The organism is Streptomyces sp. NPDC127177 (genome assembly GCF_042672475.1).
Classification (GTDB): Bacteria; Actinomycetota; Actinomycetes; order Streptomycetales; family Streptomycetaceae; genus Streptomyces.
Window position 1 is genome coordinate 102277 of sequence record NZ_JBHXUW010000002.1, and the last position, 17844, is coordinate 120120.

At 71.1% G+C, this 17844-nt stretch carries 14 protein-coding genes and 1 riboswitch; of the genes, 10 read left to right on the forward strand and 4 right to left on the reverse strand.

The annotated features are described in order from the left end of the window. Positions 1 to 198: 198 nt before the first annotated feature. From ACFVJX_RS02830 to ACFVJX_RS02850, 5 genes are all read left to right on the forward strand, one after another. Positions 199 to 720 carry a DUF1453 domain-containing protein gene (locus tag ACFVJX_RS02830; protein WP_384125170.1) on the forward strand — a complete coding sequence of 174 codons (522 nt, stop codon included), beginning with the start codon at positions 199 to 201 and terminating at the stop codon, positions 718 to 720. Beyond that, positions 717 to 1880: a sensor histidine kinase gene (locus ACFVJX_RS02835; RefSeq protein ID WP_384125172.1), complete on the forward strand. Its 1164-nt coding sequence runs from the start codon at positions 717 to 719 to the stop codon at positions 1878 to 1880. Before ACFVJX_RS02830 ends, ACFVJX_RS02835 begins: the two co-directional genes overlap by 4 nt. Next, positions 1877 to 2554 carry a response regulator gene (locus tag ACFVJX_RS02840; protein ID WP_384125174.1) on the forward strand — a complete coding sequence of 226 codons (678 nt, stop codon included), beginning with the start codon at positions 1877 to 1879 and terminating at the stop codon, positions 2552 to 2554. The genes ACFVJX_RS02835 and ACFVJX_RS02840 overlap by 4 nt, the downstream gene beginning before the upstream one ends. A gap of 131 nt (positions 2555 to 2685) precedes the next feature. Then, entirely contained in the window at positions 2686 to 3129 is a 444-nt protein-coding gene (locus tag ACFVJX_RS02845; protein ID WP_384125414.1) for a DUF485 domain-containing protein, read from the forward strand. After that, on the forward strand, positions 3126 to 4718 hold the full coding sequence (locus ACFVJX_RS02850) for a cation acetate symporter (protein ID WP_384125176.1): 1593 nt from the start codon (positions 3126 to 3128) through the stop codon (positions 4716 to 4718). The genes ACFVJX_RS02845 and ACFVJX_RS02850 overlap by 4 nt, the downstream gene beginning before the upstream one ends. A gap of 65 nt (positions 4719 to 4783) precedes the next feature. Here the strand turns inward: ACFVJX_RS02850 and ACFVJX_RS02855 are convergent, their stop codons facing one another. Further along, positions 4784 to 5470 (reverse strand): response regulator, encoded by a 687-nt coding sequence (locus ACFVJX_RS02855; protein WP_384125178.1) that lies wholly within the window; start codon positions 5468 to 5470, stop codon positions 4784 to 4786. Further along, positions 5467 to 7113: an ATP-binding protein gene (locus tag ACFVJX_RS02860; protein ID WP_384125180.1), complete on the reverse strand. Its 1647-nt coding sequence runs from the start codon at positions 7111 to 7113 to the stop codon at positions 5467 to 5469. The genes ACFVJX_RS02855 and ACFVJX_RS02860 overlap by 4 nt, the downstream gene beginning before the upstream one ends. A 97-nt stretch (positions 7114 to 7210) precedes the next feature. On the opposite strand from ACFVJX_RS02860, the gene ACFVJX_RS02865 reads away from it, so the two are divergent. Then, on the forward strand, positions 7211 to 8230 hold the full coding sequence (locus ACFVJX_RS02865) for a LacI family DNA-binding transcriptional regulator (protein ID WP_384125182.1): 1020 nt from the start codon (positions 7211 to 7213) through the stop codon (positions 8228 to 8230). Positions 8231 to 8248: 18 nt separating this feature from the next. On the opposite strand, the gene ACFVJX_RS02870 is transcribed toward ACFVJX_RS02865, so the two are convergent. Continuing rightward, entirely contained in the window at positions 8249 to 9571 is a 1323-nt protein-coding gene (locus ACFVJX_RS02870; protein WP_384125183.1) for a citrate/2-methylcitrate synthase, read from the reverse strand. A 107-nt stretch (positions 9572 to 9678) separates the two neighbouring features. Between ACFVJX_RS02870 and ACFVJX_RS02875 the strand changes: the two genes are divergently transcribed. Then, the gene (locus ACFVJX_RS02875) at positions 9679 to 10839 is read left to right on the forward strand and encodes a citrate synthase (protein ID WP_384125185.1); all 1161 of its coding nucleotides are present in this window, start codon (positions 9679 to 9681) and stop codon (positions 10837 to 10839) included. A 21-nt stretch (positions 10840 to 10860) separates the two neighbouring features. Then, positions 10861 to 11955 carry a CobW family GTP-binding protein gene (locus tag ACFVJX_RS02880; protein WP_384125187.1) on the forward strand — a complete coding sequence of 365 codons (1095 nt, stop codon included), beginning with the start codon at positions 10861 to 10863 and terminating at the stop codon, positions 11953 to 11955. Between the two features lie 24 nt (positions 11956 to 11979). Here ACFVJX_RS02880 and ACFVJX_RS02885 read toward each other — a convergent pair whose 3' ends face one another. Continuing rightward, positions 11980 to 14430, reverse strand: a complete 2451-nt coding sequence (locus ACFVJX_RS02885) for a DNA topoisomerase (ATP-hydrolyzing) subunit A (protein ID WP_384125189.1) — start codon at positions 14428 to 14430, stop codon at positions 11980 to 11982. Between the two features lie 247 nt (positions 14431 to 14677). On the opposite strand from ACFVJX_RS02885, the gene ACFVJX_RS02890 reads away from it, so the two are divergent. Together ACFVJX_RS02890 and ACFVJX_RS02895 are read left to right on the forward strand one after the other, a co-directional pair. After that, entirely contained in the window at positions 14678 to 16054 is a 1377-nt protein-coding gene (locus tag ACFVJX_RS02890) for a M16 family metallopeptidase (RefSeq protein WP_384125191.1), read from the forward strand. A gap of 26 nt (positions 16055 to 16080) precedes the next feature. Then, a complete protein-coding gene (locus ACFVJX_RS02895) occupies positions 16081 to 17463 on the forward strand; it encodes a M16 family metallopeptidase (RefSeq protein WP_384125416.1) in 1383 nt (460 codons plus the stop codon). A gap of 212 nt (positions 17464 to 17675) precedes the next feature. Further along, positions 17676 to 17843, forward strand: a riboswitch (cyclic di-AMP (ydaO/yuaA leader). The last annotated feature ends 1 nt before the right edge of the window (position 17844 follow it).

Sequence of the window (17844 nt, forward strand, 5' to 3'; positions counted from 1 at the left end):
AAATAAACACTTGTACTTTGCTGGCCCCCTTCTTTTTTTTAAACGCCCCCGGCGGGCCCCCCCCCCCCCCGGCGCCGCCCCCCCCCCCCCCGGGGGCCCCCCACGGCTCCACCCACGATCAACCCCTGAGCCGATCCCCTGACCTGGTCGTTTCCGTAGCGTCGGAGTCGTAGAACTTCCCGCTATTCGGAGGCATTCATGTCCGGGCCCGTCAATGTCCTGGTGATCGTCGCGGTCGTCGCTCTCGTCGTGGTCCGCCAGTGCTCCGCGCGGCAGATATCCGGCGACCGGCGCTGGTGGGTCCTGCCGGGCGTGCTGCTCGTCATGGCTCTGCGTGAGCCCGGGCTTGTGGACTCCCACCACGAGACGCTCTCCGTCTTCCTCCTGGGCGCCGAGCTGGTCGTGGGACTGATCACGGGCGCCGCCTGGGGGTGGACGGCCAGGCTCTGGCGCGCGGAGGACGGCTCCCTCTGGAGCAAGGGGACCAAGGCCACCGCCTACGTCTGGATCGGCGGGCTGGTGCTGCGGGTCGCTCTCTACGGGGTTGCCGCGGCGCTGGGCATACATCAGGGCAGCCCCGCCCTGATGATGGCTCTCGCCGTGACGCTGCTGGTGCGCAGCGGGGTGCTGGCCTCGCGAACCGCGGAGATACCGGCGCCGTACGGTGGTGGTGCTGCTGACAGCGCGCCGTCCCGGCCGGCATGGAAGGACCGTGTGTGACACCCGCTGCGTGGACGAGCTGGCCCTCGCGGGAGGCCCTCTCACGGGAGAAGCGCGCCCGTTCGCGGGTCGTGATCGGATGGTCCGTGCGGAGCGGCCTGCTCACCCTGATGTTGTGGGGGACCTTCACGGGCGGAAAGTTCGGGCCGTGGGAGATCGTGGTCGGCCTGATCGGGGTCTTCGGCTGTGCCCTGCTCGCGGTGGCCTTCTTCCGGACCAGCCTGGAGCACCTTCTGTGGCCGTCCCTCGGACTGCTTGCCCTGCTGATGGGGGCGGCGTTCGGAGCACAGCAGGCGGGGGCCTCCGTCCCCGCGGTGGTTCTCTGGTGCGGCTGCGCCGTCACTGCTCTGGAGCGGCTGCCGCTCGTGGCGGGGATCCCGGCCACGGCTGTGGCGCTCGGTGCCTACGCCGCCGTGAACACCGGCGACTGGCTGACCACGGCGGCGACCACGGCGGGGCTCTGCCTCGGGGGCTACGTGCTCCGGCTGGACGCCGAGGCCCGGGGCAGCGCCCATCGGCTTCTCGCACAGGAGCGGGCAGCCCGGGTGGCGGAGGCCGAGACGGCCGCGCTGAACGAGCGGTCCAGGATCGCCAGGGAGATCCACGACGTGCTGGCGCACAGTCTCTCCGCGCAGTTGGTGCATCTGGAGGCGGCTCGGCTGCTGATCGAGAGGGAGCCGGCGGGGGAGTTCCGGGACCAGGTCCTTCAGCGGGTGGTCTCCGCCCGCTCCATGGCCCGTGAGGGGCTCGCGGAGACCCGTCAGGCGCTCTCCGCCCTGCGCGGCGAGGTGTCGCCGGTGGAGGACTTCCTGCGGCAGTTGGTGGTGGCCGAGCCGGCCGAGGTCAGGGTGGAGGGGGAGCACCGTACGCTGACCGCCGAGGCCTCGCAGACGGTCCGGCGCGTGGCCCAGGAAGCGCTGACCAATGTGCGCAAGCACGCGCCCGGGGCCAGAGTGCTCATCCGGCTGGAGTACCTGCCGGACGGGATCGCCCTGGAGGTCAGCGATTCGGGCGGCGGGAGCCCCGCGGGTGACCTCGCTGTCAGTGGCTCCGGATACGGTCTGCTGGGAATGAGGGAGCGGGCAGAACTGCTGGGCGGCTCGCTGGAGGCCGGTCCCGGTGAGGAGGGGTTCGTGGTGAGTCTGAGGGTGCCCGCGTGAGCGCGCGGGTGGTGGTCGCCGACGACCAGTCGGTGGTGCGCGAGGGAATCGTCATGCTGCTGGGTCTGCTGCCCGGCATCGAGGTGGTCGGATCGGCGAAGGACGGGGAGGAGGCCGTCGCCCTGGTCGCGGAGCACTCCCCGGACGTGGTCCTGATGGACCTGCGGATGCCCCGTTGCGACGGCGTGGAGGCAACGCGCCGTATCCGCAAGGACTTTCCCGGCACCCAGGTCGTGGTGCTCACGACCTTCGCCGAGGACGACTCGCTCTTCCCCGCGCTGCGGGCCGGGGCCCGCGGTTATCTCACCAAGGACGCCGGGGGAGACGAGATCGTACGGGCCATCGAGGCCGTGCTCTCGGGTGAGGTCGGGCTCTCTCCCGCCGTGCAGCGCAGGCTGCTGGAGCAGGTCACCACCGGGCCGTTGCCGTCGGCCGGAGGAGGTGAGGCGGAGCTTCCCGACGGGATGACGCCCCGTGAGGTGGAGGTGCTCGTGCTGATCGCCGACGGGATGTCCAACGCGGAGATCGCCCGGGACCTGCACATCTCGCAGGCCACCGTGAAGAGCCACATCAACAACCTGTTCGCCAAGGCCGGGCTGCGCGACCGGGCTCAGGCGGTCCGCTATGCGTACGTTCGAGGGCTCGCACAGCCGCCCGGCGCATCCTTCACCTGAAGAGGTGAAGTCTCGCGAATGAAGTGCCCGGGATCTTCCCGATCTGCCCATTCTTGGGTACGCGGCCGAAGTGGTCCGTGGACAAGGGGAGTTGTTCGGTGGAGAAGGAAGCAGGGCGCGAGTCCGCAGCGATGCGACTCGACGACCCGTGGTACGACGCGCTGGCCTCCGGATGGGGGGAACTGGACGGTACGGGAAGCTTCGCGCCCGCCGGTACGCCCGATTCCGTGGCGCCGCAGCGCAACCACAGTGCAGCGGACATCTACCTGGAGGTGCAGCGCAGTGACGCCTTCCAGGAAGTGCGGCGCCGCTACCGGCGCTTCATCGTCCCCGCCACCCTCGCCTTCTTCGTCTGGTACCTCGCCTATGTGGTCATGGCGGTCACCGCGCCCGGTCTGATGGCCAGGCCGGTCGCCGGGGCGGTCAACGTCGCCATGGTCGCAGGACTCGGGCAGTTCCTCACGACGTTCCTGCTCACCGGCGCCTACGCGCGGCACGCGCGGCTGCGCAGAGACCGGGCAGCGCTCGACCTGCGCTGGGAGACGCAGGAGATGACACGGGGGTTCGGGCGTTGAGCGGCAATCACCAGACCCTGGCGCTCGTGCTGTTCAGCGTCTTCATCGCGGTGACACTCGCCATCACCACCTGGGTGAGCCGCAACAGGCACGGTTCCGCAGAGGAGTTCTACGCCGGCGGCCGGCTGTTCTCTCCCATGGAGAACGGCTTCGCCATCGCGGGCGACTACATGTCGGCCGCGTCCTTCCTCGGCATCTCCGGCCTGATCGCCCTCTTCGGCTACGACGGGATGCTCTACTCGGTCGGCTTCCTGGTCGCCTGGCTCGTCGTGCTGCTGCTCGTCGCGGAACTCGTCCGCAACTGCGGCCGGTTCACCCTCGCGGACGTGGTGGCCGCGCGGATGGCGGAGCGCCCGGTACGGATCGCGGCGGGGACGTCCTCCGTCACGGTCTCCGTGCTGTACCTGGTGGCGCAGATGGTGGGAGCGGGCAGCCTGGTGGCCCTTCTCCTGGGCGGCACGAGCGGTGCCGCCCGGTCCTGGACGGTCATCGGCGTCGGGGCGCTCATGGTGATCTACGTGTCGCTCGGCGGCATGCGCGCCACCACCTGGATCCAGATCGTGAAGGCCGTCCTGCTGATGGCGGGCACGATCGTTCTCACCGTGCTCGTCCTGGTCCACTTCCACGGCAATGTCAACGAGTTGCTCAACTCCGCCGCCGACCGGAGCGGATACGGCAAGAAGTTCCTCTCGCCGGGCCTCCGGTACGGCGGGACGTGGACGGCCCGGATCGATTTCATCAGCCTGGGGCTGGCCCTGGTGCTCGGTACGGCAGGGCTGCCGCACATCCTGTCGCGCTTCTACACGGTGCCGACCGCCCGCGCGGCCCGCCGGTCGGTCGTCTGGTCCATCGGCCTCATCGGCAGCTTCTACCTGATGACGATCGTCCTCGGGTTCGGGGCGGCGGCACTGGTCGGCTCGGCGGACGTCCGGGCGTCGAACGCCTCGGGGAACACGGCCGTTCCGCTGCTGGCCCTGGTGCTCGGCGGTGGCGAGGGCTCCACCGGGGGCACGATCCTGTTCGCCGTGGTCGCCGCCGTGGCCTTCGCGACCATCCTCGCCGTCGTCGCGGGGATCACGCTCGCCTCGTCCGCCTCCGTCGCCCACGACCTCTACGCATCGCTCCGCCGCCCGGGATCCAAGCAGCACAGCGAGGTCGCCGTGGCCCGGGTCGCCGCGGCGGGCATCGGGGTGGCCGCCATCGGGCTCGGGCTGCTCGCCCAGGACCTGAACGTGGCCTTCCTGGTGGGTCTGGCCTTCGCGGTCGCGGCATCGGCGAACCTGCCGGTGCTGCTCTACTCGTTGTTCTGGCGGAACTTCACCACGCGCGGGGCGGTCTGGTCGGTCTACGGAGGGCTGATCCCCGCCGTGCTGCTCGTCGTGTTCTCCCCGGTGGTCTCCGGCAGCGCCACCTCGCTCTTCCCGGGCGTGGACTTCCAGCTCTTCCCGCTGGAGAACCCCGGCCTTGTCTCGATCCCGCTGGGATTCCTGGCCGGCTGGATCGGGACGGTCACTTCGGGGGAGCCGCCGGACGCGGCCAAGCACGCGGAGACCGAGGTCCGCGCCCTGACCGGAGCAGGCGCGGTGTGACATCCGGCCCGCGCGGGGCGGCGGACCGGGGGGCCTGACCGCCCCTCACCGCCCCGGGTCGCCCCTCAGGGCCTCGGCGTGTCGGCGCCCCAGGTGTAGCGGTGTTCCGGGCGCCCCGTCTCGCCGTACCGCAGCGTCAGACGGATCCGACCGGACCGCTCCAGCAGTTTCAGATAGCGCTGTGCGGTCTGCCGGCTCATCCCGGCGCTCTCCGCGACCTCCTGCGCGGAGAGCGGGCCCTCGGCGCCCCGGAGCGCCTTGCGGACCAGCTCCGCGGTGGTCGTGGAGTGCCCCTTGGGGAGATCGGGTTCGCCCGCCGCCCACAGTGCCCCGAAGAGCCGGTCCACCTCCCCCTGCTCGGCCTCGCCACCGCTCTCCAGGGTGTGCCGCAGCGAGGCGTACGCCTCCAGCTTGGTGCGCAGGCCCGCGTACGTGAACGGCTTCACCAGGTACTGCAGAGCTCCCTGGCGCATGGCCTCCTGGACGGTGGCGACATCGCGTGCCGCCGTCACCATGATCACATCGGTGCGGTGGCCGCGGCCGCGCAGCTCCCGCACCAGGGCCAGTCCGTTGCCGCCCGGCATGTAGTGGTCCAGCAGGATCAGGTCCACCGCACCGTTCTCGACCGCTGCGAGCGCGTCGGCGGCACAGTGCGCCTGGGCGGCCACCCGGAAGCCGGCCACCTTCGACACGTAGGCGGCATTGATCCGCGCGACCCGGACGTCGTCGTCGACGATGAGTACCTCGATCACTGAGCCGCTCCCGCCCGGTCGGATTCCGCTTCGGCCATGGCCTCAGGCAGGACCACGGTGAACTCGGCGCCGCCGCCGTCCGCCGTTTCCACCACCGCGCTGCCGCCCTGGCGTTCGGCCAGCCGTCGCACCAGCGCGAGCCCCAGACCGCGCTTGCCGTGCACCGGCAGGTCCTTGGTCGACCAGCCCTCCGTGAAGATGGCCTCGCGCTGTCCGGGCGGGACGCCCGGGCCGCTGTCCCGGACCCGCAGCACCACCGTACGGCCCTCGGCGCGCAGTCCCACCTCGATCAGGGCGCCGTCCGATCCGGATGCGGCGTCCAGCGCGTTGTCGACGAGGTTGCCGACGACCGTGACGAGCCCGCGGGGGTCCACCAGCCCGTCGGGAAGCAGCGTGCCGGGGGCCATGCGCAGGGCCACACCGCGCTCCGCGGCCACCGTCGCCTTGCCGACCAGCAACGCGGCCAGCAGCGGGTCGTGGACCTTCTCGGCGACCTGCTCGGCCGTGGCCCGGTGGCCGCCGACGACCTCGGTGACGAATTCCCGCGCGTCCTCGTGCAGCTCAAGCTCCAGCAGCCCGAGCAGGGTGTGCAGCCGGTTGGCGTGCTCGTGGTCCTGGGCGCGCAGGGCGTCGATCAGCCCGTGGGTGGAGTCGAGCTCCCGGCCGAGGTGTTCGAGCTCGGTGCGGTCGCGGAGGGTGACTACGGCGCCGCCGTCGGCTGTGGGCATCCGGTTGGCCAGCAGCACCCGGCTGCCGCGTACGGCCAGCAGGTCCTCGCCCGCCACCGCACCGGCCAGCACATCGGTCGTCCGTCCCGCGCCGAGCACCTCGGCCAGTGGTCGGCCCGAAGCCTCGGGCCCGAGGCCCAGGAGCCGCTGAGCCTCGTCGTTCAGCAGCCGGATGCGGCCGGTCGCGTCGAGCGCGACGACGCCCTCCCGGATGCTGTGCAGCATCGCCTCGCGCTCCGCCAGCAGCGCGGCGATATCGGAGAAGCCCAGGTCATGGGTCTGCCGTTGGAGACGCCTGGAGATCAGATACGCGGCCAGCGCCCCCACGGCCAGCGCTCCGCCCGCGTAGGCGAACAGGCCGGGAATCGCCGCGAGGAGCCGGGCGCGGACGCTGTCGTAGGCGATACCCACGGAGACCGCGCCGGTGATCCGCCCCGCCTCGTCGCGCAGCGGCACCTTGCCCCGGGCCGAGCGGCCGAGCGTGCCGTTGTCGATCTCCATGACCTCCTGGCCCGCGAGCGCCTCGTCGGGGTCGGTCGAGACGACCTTGCCGATCCGGCCGCTGTCGGGATGCGACCACCGCACCCCGTGCCGGTCCATCACGACGACGTACTCGGCGTCCGTGGCACGCCTGATCCGCTCCGCCGCCGACTGGACCCGGCCGAGGGGAGCCGGTTCCGTGGTGAGCAGCGATTCGGCCATCTCCGGCTCCGCGGCCGTGCTCTGGGCGATGGCCAGTGCCCGGCGCATCGCCTGGTCGTCCAGTTGTGCGCTGAGGGGTGCCAGAAAGAGGCCGGTGGCGAGTACCGTGACGCCGGTGGCGATGGCCAGCTGCATCAGCAGTACCTGCGAGAAGACCCGCCGGGGCCGGCCGAGCCGACGCGGCTTCCTGGCGGTGGGCGGTGGGGCGCTCATCGTAGAGACGGTAGAGGGCATTCCGGTTCTTTCCGAAATTCGTCTCGTTTCCAGCCCCACGCAATCTGCTTGCGTTTCTTGCGCTAATCTTGCGCACATGACGCGACGACTTGCTCAGGTGGCACAGAAGGTTGGAGTCAGCGAGGCCACGGTCAGCCGGGTGCTCAACGGCAAGCCAGGAGTCTCCGACGCCACGCGGCAGGCCGTCCTGTCCGCGCTGGACGTCCTCGGATACGAGCGGCCGACCCAGCTGCGCGGCGAGCGGGCCAGACTGGTCGGCCTGGTCCTGCCCGAGCTGCAGAACCCGATCTTCCCCGCCTTCGCGGAGGTGGTCGGCGGCGCGCTCGCCCAGCAGGGGCTGACCCCCGTCCTGTGCACCCAGACCAAGGGCGGCGTCTCCGAGGCGGACTACGTCGAGCTGCTCCTGCAGCAGCAGGTCTCGGGCGTGGTCTTCGCCGGTGGCCTCTACGCCCAGGCCGACGCCCCGCATGATCACTACAAGGTGCTGGCCGACCGCAAGATCCCGGTCGTCCTGATCAACGCGGCCATCGCACACCTCGGCTTCCCCTGTGTCTCCTGCGACGATTCGGTGGCCGTCGAGCAGGCATGGCGCCACCTGGTCTCGCTGGGCCACGAGCGCATCGGTCTGGTGCTCGGCCCCTCGGACCACATGCCTTCGCAGCGCAAGCTGGCCGCGGCCCGGGTGCTCGCCGAGGAGTCCGGGACGACCATTCCGGACGAGTGGGTGGCCAGGGCGATGTTCTCGCTGGAGGGCGGGCAGGCTGCCGCCATGCGGCTGCTGGACCAGGGCGTCACCGGGTTCATCTGCGCCAGCGACCCGCTCGCCCTCGGCGCGGTCCGTGCGGCGCGGCGCCGGGGTCTGTCGGTCCCCGCCGACGTCTCCGTCGTCGGGTACGACGACTCGGCGTTCATGAACTGCACCGAACCGCCGCTGACCACCGTCCGCCAGCCGATCGAGGCCATGGGGCGTGCCGCGGTCGAACTGCTCTCGGTGCAGATCGGGGGCCGTACCGTGCCCTCCGACGAGCTGCTCTTCGAGCCCGAGCTGGTGGTGCGCGGTTCGACCGCCCAGCCCCCGCGCACCGCTTCCCGCTGACCGTCGCTTATTTGCGTCTCATGAACCGGCTATTGCGGCGCTGCCCCCTGTAGTGGTGGGCAGCGGCTGAGGCGGTCGCGGCCCGGTGTACTGGCCGATCGGGCGCATTCGCAGCGGGCGTTCCCCGTACTCCTCCAGGGCGTGCGCGATCCAGCCCGCGGTGCGCGAGACGGCGAACACGGTCTCGCCGGCCTCGGCGGCCATGTCCGAGGAGACGGACAGCACCGCGAGCGCCAGGTCGACGTTGGCGTGCAGCGGCGCGTGGCGCGCGGTCGTGGCGACCACATCGTGAGCCGCGGCCAGTGCCGGAGCCGCCTGCGGAACCTCTCCGAGCAGGTCGAACAGCGTCGCGGCCCGTGGGTCCTCGCCGGTGTAGAGCCGGTGCCCGAGTCCGGGGACGCGGCGTCCGGTGCGGAGGTGGTCGGCGACCACCGGGGCCGCACCGCCGCGCTCCAGCACCTCGGCCAGCATCCGGTGGGCCAGCCCGCTGGCCGCCCCGTGCAGTGGCCCCTCCAGGACCCCGAGCCCCGCCGAGACCACCGCGTACGGGTGGGCGTGCGCGGAGGCCGCCACCCGGGCCGCCAGGGTCGACGCGGCGAGGTCGTGGTCGATGAGCAGCCCGAGGGCGGTGTCCAGCACGTCGAGTGATGCCTCGTCGGCCGGGCGTGCGGTGAGTTTCGGCCACAGCTGATGTGCCAGGTCGGCGTGGGGAGGCGCCGCCGAGTCCCCGTCCGCGCCCCCCTCGTCGGCCCCGCCCACCGCCGGCAGGGCCGCCGCCAGGGTCGGGATCAGGCTCCGGGCGCTGCCCAGCACCGCCTCGCGTGACAGGTCGAAACGGAGCGGATCCGTGGTGGCCGCGGCGACGACCGCCACCCGCAGTCGGTCCGTGGAACCGCAGTGCGCGGGCAGTGCGCCGACCGCCCGGCGGGCCGCCGCCAGCGCTTCGGCGGGCGCTGCGAAGCGCATTCCGTTCCGCATCCCGCCGGTCCAGAGCCACTCGGCTACCTCCTCGTAGGCATGACGCCGGGCCAGCTCCGTGGCGTCCACGCCCCGGAAGTAGTAGCGATCGCCCTCGATGAGTGTGATGGCGGTGCGGAAGCCCTGCTCAACGGTGGGGGAGGCGGGCTCCCTGCGCCCCGTACGCCGTGCGAGGGCATCGACCTCCGCCGCGTCGAACGTGCTGCCCCGTCCGCCGGGTGCGCGGTTACTGCTCAGCTGGCCCCTGCTCACGTACGCGTACACCGTCTCGGGCTTCACCCCCAGGCGCTCGGCTGTCTCCCGGGTGGTGAGCCGATGCGCCGCGGGCTCCGAACCGTCACCGGCATCTGCTTGATCCGTCATGCTGCTCACCGTATCCATATTGATTCAATCAACATTGACAGATCTTCAGTCAAGCATGGACAGTCGAATCAATGTCAAGGATCACCGGAATGTCCACGGAGGAAGCAATGACGACCATGACCGGCGGAACACCGCTCGACGTCCCCCGAGGCCTCGCTGGTGTCGTGGTCACCGACACCGCTCTCGGTGATGTCCGCGGCCGCGAGGGCTTCTACCACTACCGGCAGTACTCGGCGGTCGAACTGGCACAGACCCGAAGCTTCGAGGACGTCTGGTACCTGATGACCGAAGGAGAGCTGCCCGGTCCGGCCGCCCGCGCCGACTTCGCGGCCCGTACCGCCGGCCTGCGCCGGCTGCCCGCGGAGGTACGCGACGCGCTGCCCGCCATAGCGCGAGCGGGCGCCGCCTCCGGTCCGCTCGCAGGGCTGCGCACGGCACTGTCGCTGCTCGGGGCGTCGGCGGGCTTCCGTCCGGTCTACGACATCGACGCCGGCCGTCGCCGCGACGACGCGCTGACCGCCTGCGCCGCCGTTCCGACCGTGCTCACCGCGCTGCACCGGCTCGGACAGGGGCTCGAACCGGTGGAACCGCGCGACGACCTGCCGCACGCGGCCAACTACCTGTACATGCTCACCGGTTCCGTACCGGACGCCGCCCGGGTCAGGGCCGTCGAGCGGTATCTGATCTCCACCGTCGACCACGGTTTCAACGCCTCGACGTTCACCGGCCGGGTCGTCGCCTCCACCGGTGCGGACATCGCCGCCTGCCTGGTGGCGGCCGTCGGCGCGCTCTCCGGTCCCCTGCACGGCGGTGCGCCCAGCCGCGCCCTCGACACCCTGGACGCCATCAAAACCCCCGACCGCATCGACGGCTGGATCCGCGAGCGGGTGCACGCCGGTGACCGCATCATGGGCTTCGGACATCCCGTCTACCGCACCGAGGACCCCCGCTCGCGCATGCTGCGCTCCATCGCCCAGGGCTTCGGCGGCCCGCTCGTCGACTTCGCCGTCGAGGTGGAGCGCCAGGTGGAGGCGATCCTCGCCGAGCTCAAGCCGGGGCGCGAACTGCACACGAACGTGGAGTTCTACGCCGGAGTGGTCATGGAGCTGTGCGGGCTGCCGCGCGAGATGTTCACCCCGACGTTCTGCGCCGCGCGGGTGGTCGGCTGGAGCGCCAATATCCTGGAGCAGGCGGAGGACTCGAAGATCATCCGCCCGGCGGCCCGCTATGTCGGCCCGCCCCCGCCGCAGCCGGTCCCGGCCGTCTGACGTCCCCAGGAAGGGCCCCTGTTGAACGCGTCGTCCCCGCCCCGCAGCCGGCAGATCCCGGTGATCGTCCTCGCAGGATTCCTGGGATCCGGCAAGACGACACTGCTCAACCACCTGCTGCGGCACCGCGCGGGGAACCGGATCGGGGTGATCGTCAACGATTTCGGGTCGATCGAGATCGACGCGATGACCGTCTCCGGACAGGTCGGCTCGACGGTCTCGCTCGGGGGCGGCTGCCTGTGCTGCGCGGTCGACGTCAGCGAGCTCGACACCTACCTGGAGACCCTGACCCGGCCCGCCGCCCGCCTCGATGTCATCGTCATCGAGGCGAGCGGACTCGCCGAACCCCAGGAGCTCGTGCGGATGCTGCTGGCCAGCGACAACCCGCACATCGTGTACGGGGGGCTGGTCGAGGTCGTCGACGCCGCCGAGTTCGCCGCCACCCGGGAACGCCACCCGGAGATCGACCGCCATCTCGCCGTCGCCGACCTCGTCGTGCTGAACAAGACGGACCGGGCGGGGGAGGAGGAGCAGACCCGCGTCCGGGAGGCCGTCGCGGCGGCGGGCGGCACGGCGGCCGTGATCCCCGCCGCGTACGGACGCGTGGACCCCGAGCTGCTCTTCGATCCGGCGCTGCGCCCCGACAGCGAGGAGAAAGCACGTCAGCTGACCTTCGAGGACCTGTACCTGGAGGAGCGGGCGGCACAGACCGGTGAGGAGCACGGGGACCATCTGCACGCGGCGTACGAGAGCCTCGACTACACCAGCGACGTGCCCATGGACCCCCGTCGGCTGATGGGGTTCCTGGACTCACGGCCGGCGGGCCTCTACCGGATCAAGGGTTACGTCGACTTCGGCGCGGGGGACCCGGACAACACGTATGCGCTGCACGCCGTCGGCAGCTTCCTGCGGTTCACCCCGCAGCCCTGGACGCGCGGCGGACCACGCCTGACCCGGCTCGTGCTGATCGGGGCCGGCACCGACGCACAGGCCCTCCGCGAGGAGCTCGACGGCTGCCGGGAGACGGGCCCGCAGACGTCGCAGGACGCCGCACACGAGCGATCCATGTGGGGCGTCCTGCGCTACGTGCGGCAGCCCGGCGACGACGACGCATAGCGCCGGAGCCGCCGGTCCGGCCGGCTACACCGGTCCGGCGATCACCGCGACCGGCGACACCAGCGGCGTACCCGAACCGTCGCGCCGTGGATCGGGCTCGGGCAGCTCCGCCGGAGCGCCGTTCTTCTGCGCGGCGCGGGCCGGCGTCGGTCCCGCCCAGGCGAACACCAGCACGTCCTCGCCCTTGAGGAACCGCTGACAGCGCACCCCGCCGGTGGCCCGGCCCTTGCGCGGGTACTGGTCGAACGGGGTGAACTTGGACGTCAGCACGGAGTCGTCCAGCGTGCCGTGCGAACCGGCGACCGTGAACACCATGGCGTCCGCGGCCGGATCCACCGCCGCGAACGAGAGCACCTCCGCGCCCTCCGCGAGCTTCACGCCCGCCATGCCGCCGGCCGGCCTTCCCTGCGGCCGCACCTGCGCCGCCGGATAGCGCAGCAACTGCGCCTCGGAGGTGATGAAGACCAGGTCCTCCTCGCCGGTACGCAGCTCCACCGCGCCGACGATCCGGTCACCGTCCTTGAGGGAGATGACCTCCAGCTCGTCCTTGTTGGCCGGATAGTCCGGCACCACACGCTTCACGACGCCCTGCAGGGTGCCGATCGCCAGCCCCGGTGAGGACTCGTCGAGCGTGGTGAGGCAGACGACCTCCTCGTCCGCCTCCAGGGTGAGGAACTCGGCCACCATCGCCCCGCCCGAGAGGTTGGGAGCCGCATGGGTGTCCGGCAGCTGCGGCAGATCGATCACCGCGAGCCGCATCAGCCGCCCCGTCGAGGTGACCACGCCGACGTCGCCACGGGCCGTGGCCGGCACCGCCGACACGATCACATCGTGCTTGGCGCGCTTGGCGTCCTCGGCGAAGACGATCGGGTCGCTGTTGGCCGTACGGGCCAGCAGACCGGTCGAGGACAGCAGCACCCGGCACGGGTCGTCCGCGACCTCCAGCGGCACCGCCGCGATCTGCGAACCGGCCGACTCCAGCAGCACCGTACGACGGTCGGTGCCGAACTTCTTGGCGACCGCGGCCAGTTCGGTGGAGACCAGCTTGCGCAGCTCGGTGTCCGATTCGAGGATCGCGGTCAGCTCGTCGATCTCGGCGTTGAGCCGGTCCCGCTCGCTCTCCAGCTCGATCCGGTCGAACCGGGTGAGCCGGCGCAGCGGGGTGTCCAGGATGTACTGCGTCTGGACCTCGCTCAGCGAGAAGTGCTCGATGAGCCGGTCCTTCGCCTGCGCCGAGTTGTCGCTGGACCGGATGAGCCGGATGACCTCGTCGATGTCGACGAGCGCGACGAGCAGGCCCTCGACCAGGTGCAGCCGGTTGCGGCGCTTGGTCCTGCGGAACTCGCTGCGCCGGCGCACCACGTCGAAGCGGTGGTCGAGATAGACCTCCAGGAGCTCCTTGAGGCCCAGGGTGAGCGGCTGCCCGTCCACCAGCGCCACGTTGTTGATGCCGAAGGACTCCTCCATCGGCGTCAGCTTGTAGAGCTGCTCCAGAACGGCCTCCGGCACGAAACCGTTCTTGATCTCGATGACCAGGCGCAGCCCGTGCGAGCGGTCGGTGAGGTCCTTGACGTCCGCGATGCCCTGGAGCTTCTTCGCCGAGACCAGGTCCTTGATCTTGGCGATCACCTTCTCCGGACCGACGCTGAAGGGCAGTTCGGTGACGACCAGGCCCTTGCGCCGGGCCGTCACGTTCTCCACGGCGACGGTGGCGCGGATCTTGAACGAGCCACGGCCGCCGGCGTAGGCGTCCTTGATGCCGCCGAGGCCCACGATCCGGCCGCCGGTCGGCAGGTCGGGGCCGGGGACGAACCGCATCAGGGTCTCCAGGTCCGCGCCCGGATGCTTGATCAGGTGGCGGGCGGCGGCGATGACCTCGCCCAGGTTGTGCGGCGGCATGTTGGTCGCCATGCCGACAGCGATCCCGGTCGTGCCGTTGACCAGGAGGTTGGGATAGGCGGCCGGCAGGACGACGGGCTCCTGCTCCTGGCCGTCGTAATTCGACTGGAAAGCGACGGTGTCCTCGTCGATCGACTCCGTCATCAACGACGTCGCGTCGGCCATCCGGCACTCGGTGTACCGCATGGCGGCCGGCGGGTCGTCGTTGCCGAGCGAGCCGAAGTTTCCGTGTCCGTCGACGAGGGGGAGCCGCATGGAGAACGGCTGCGCCATCCGCACGAGCGCGTCGTAGATCGACGCGTCCCCGTGCGGGTGCAGCTTACCCATGACCTCGCCGACGACGCGGGCACACTTCACGTAGCCGCGGTCCGGGCGCAGGCCCATCTCATTCATCTGGTACACGATGCGGCGGTGCACCGGCTTCATGCCGTCACGGGCGTCCGGCAGGGCCCGTGAGTAGATCACCGAGTACGCGTACTCAAGGAAGGAGCCCTGCATTTCGTCGACGACGTCGATGTCGAGGATCTTCTCCTCGAAGTCGTCCGGCGGCGGGGTCTTCGTGCTGCGGCGGGCCATCGCTGCTGCGACTCCTTCACGGATTCTGTTCGGGCAACCTCAGGTTCTGACGCGGACCATTGTGGACCGCCGCACTGACAACTCCGACCTCGACCCGTCCCAAAGAGGGTTCTCCACCCGTCCCGAGGGGGTCGGGACGGGCATTTCCGGTGACGTGCGCGGCACGGATACTTCGCCAGGTGTCGGTGCGCCTGCCTACAGTGGCAGGTCTCGCAACACATTCAGTATCGCGATCGAAGGGACGTACATGCCCATGGGTCACACGGCCACAGCCCAGGCCGGCTCCGGCGGCTTGACAGCGACCGAGCACCGTCTGGCCAACGGCCTGCGCGTGGTGCTCTCGGAGGACCATCTGACTCCGGTCGCCGCGGTGTGCCTCTGGTACGACGTCGGCTCGCGCCACGAGGTCAAGGGACGCACCGGTCTGGCTCACCTCTTCGAGCACCTGATGTTCCAGGGCTCGGGCCAGGTCAAGGGGAACGGCCACTTCGAGCTGGTACAGGGCGCAGGCGGCTCCCTCAACGGCACCACCAGCTTCGAGCGGACCAACTACTTCGAGACGATGCCCACGCACCAGCTGGAGCTGGCCCTGTGGCTCGAGGCCGACCGGATGGGCTCACTGCTCGCCGCGCTCGACGAGGAGTCCATGGAGAACCAGCGCGACGTCGTCAAGAACGAGCGCCGCCAGCGCTACGACAACGTCCCGTACGGCACCGCGTTCGAGCGCCTGACCGCCCTCGCCTACCCGGAGGGCCACCCGTACCACCACACGCCGATCGGCTCGATGGCGGACCTGGACGCGGCGACCCTCGACGACGCGCGGACCTTCTTCCGTACGTACTACGCGCCCAACAACGCGGTGCTCTCGGTCGTCGGCGACATCGACCCCGAGCAGACGCTCGCCTGGATCGAGAAGTACTTCGGCACCATCCCCTCCCACGACGGCAAGCAGCCGCCGCGGGACGGCGCCCTGCCCGAGGTCATCGGTGGTGAGCTGCGCGAGGAGGTCCGCGAGGAGGTTCCGGCGCGTGCCCTGATGGCCGCCTACCGGCTGCCGCACGACGGCACCCGGGAGTGCGACGCCGCGGATCTCGCACTGACGGTGCTGGGCGGCGGCGAGTCGTCCCGGCTGCACAACCGGCTGGTCCGCCGCGACCGCACGGCCGTCGCGGCCGGATTCGGGCTGCTGCGGCTGGCCGGTGCGCCCTCGCTCGGCTGGCTGGACGTCAAGACGTCCGGCGGTGTCGAGGTGGCGCAGATCGAGACCGCGGTCGACGAGGAGCTCGCCCGGTTCGCCGATGAGGGCCCCTCGCCCGAGGAAATGGAGCGTGCGCAGGCCCAGTTGGAGCGCGAGTGGCTGGACCGTCTCGGCACGGTCGCCGGCCGTGCCGACGAACTGTGCAGGTTCGCCGTGCTGTTCGGTGACCCGCAGCTCGCCCTGACCGCCGTGCACCGGGTGCTCGACGTCACCGCCGAGGAGGTCCGGACGGCCGCCAGGGCCCAGCTGCGCCCCGACAACCGGGCGGTGCTGGTCTACGAGCCCCTGGAGCCGTCGGAGCCCACCGAAGAGGTGGCTGACGGCGCCGCCAACGACACCGACGCTCACGAAGGAGCGGACAAGTGACCGACGCTGCCGCGACTGGAGTCTCGATGGAGTACCACCCGCAGCCCGCCCCCGGAGCGGCCAGGCCCTGGGCCTTCCCCGCTCCCGAGCGTGGCGCCCTGCCCAACGGCCTCACGGTGCTGCGCTGCCACCGCCCCGGCCAGCAGGTCGTCGCCGTCGAGATCTTCCTGGAAGCCCCCCTGGAGGCCGAGCCTCAGGGGCTGGACGGGGTGGCGACGATCATGTCGCGCGCCCTGTCCGAGGGCACCGACAAGCACAGTGCCGAGGAGTTCGCCGCCGAGCTGGAGCGATGTGGCGCCACGCTGGACGCCCACGCCGACCACCCCGGCGTCCGGGTCTCCCTGGAGGTGCCCGCCTCCCGGCTGGCCAAGGCGCTCGGCCTGGTCGCCGAGGCCCTGCGGGCACCGGCCTTCGCCGACAGCGAGATCGAGCGGCTGGTGAACAACCGGCTCGACGAGATCCCGCACGAGCAGGCCAACCCCGCCCGGCGCGCCGCCAAGCAGCTCTCCAAGGAGCTCTTCCCGGCCACGGCCCGGATGTCGCGCCCGCGCCAGGGCACCGAGGAGACCGTGGAGCGGATCGACTCCGCGGCCGTGCGCGCCTTCTACGACGCCCATGTCCGGCCGTCCACCGCGACCGCCGTGGTCGTCGGTGACCTCACCGGCATCGATCTGGACGCGCTGCTCGCCGAGACCATCGGTGACTGGTCGGGCAACACGGCCGAGCCCCGTCCGGTTCCGCCGATCACCGCCGACGACACCGGCAGGGTGGTCATCGTGGACCGTCCCGGCGCGGTTCAGACGCAGCTCCTGATCGGCCGGATCGGCGCCGACCGGCACGACAGCGTCTGGCCGGCCCAGGTGCTCGGCACCTACTGCCTGGGCGGCACGCTCACCTCCCGGCTCGACCGCGTGCTGCGTGAGGAGAAGGGCTACACCTACGGCGTCCGCGCCTTCGCCCAGGTGCTGCGCTCCTCGGCACGCGATTCCGCGACGGGGGCGACCGGTGCCGCGATGCTGGCCATCAGCGGCTCGGTGGACACCGAGTCCACCGGTCCGGCGCTCGATGACCTGTGGAAGGTGCTGCGGACCCTGGCCGCGGAGGGCCTGACGGACGCCGAACGCGAGACGGCCGTGCAGAACCTCGTGGGCGTCGCGCCGCTGAAGTTCGAGACGGCGGCCTCGGTCGCGGCCACCCTCGCCGACCAGGTCGAGCAGCATCTGCCGGACGACTACCAGGCGCAGCTGTACGCGCGCCTGGCCGACACCGGCACGGTGGAGGCGACCGCGGCCGTGGTCAACGCCTTCCCGGGGGACCGGCTGGTCACGGTCCTCGTCGGGGACGCCGCGCAGATCGAGGAGCCCGTCAGGGCGCTCGGTATCGGCGAGGTGTCGGTCGTCACCGGCTGACCGGTCACCCACCCCGATAACGGGGCAAAGGGCGGGGCCCGGCGGATCACCAACCGCCGAGCCCCGCCCCTTTTGTCTGCTTTGGGGGAGAGGTTGCCTGTCTGCCCTGTGGGATGTGCTACAAAACCGCCTGTCCGTTTGGTGGGGGGAAGTGCCCCCGTCTAGCGTCGGCCCGGCTGTCCGCCACTCGTATGCCGCATCCGCGACGTACCGGGCAGCCATCGCCGAGTCCCCGTCAGGCGCGAGCCCTGGGGAGCCGGGGACCCACGCAGTCCCTGGGGTGAATCGGATGCCCGTGCCTCTGTGGCGCCGGGGGTCCGTAGGAGACCTTCCTGCTCCGAACCCGTCAGCTAACCCGGTAGGCGAGAGGGAAGGAAAGGA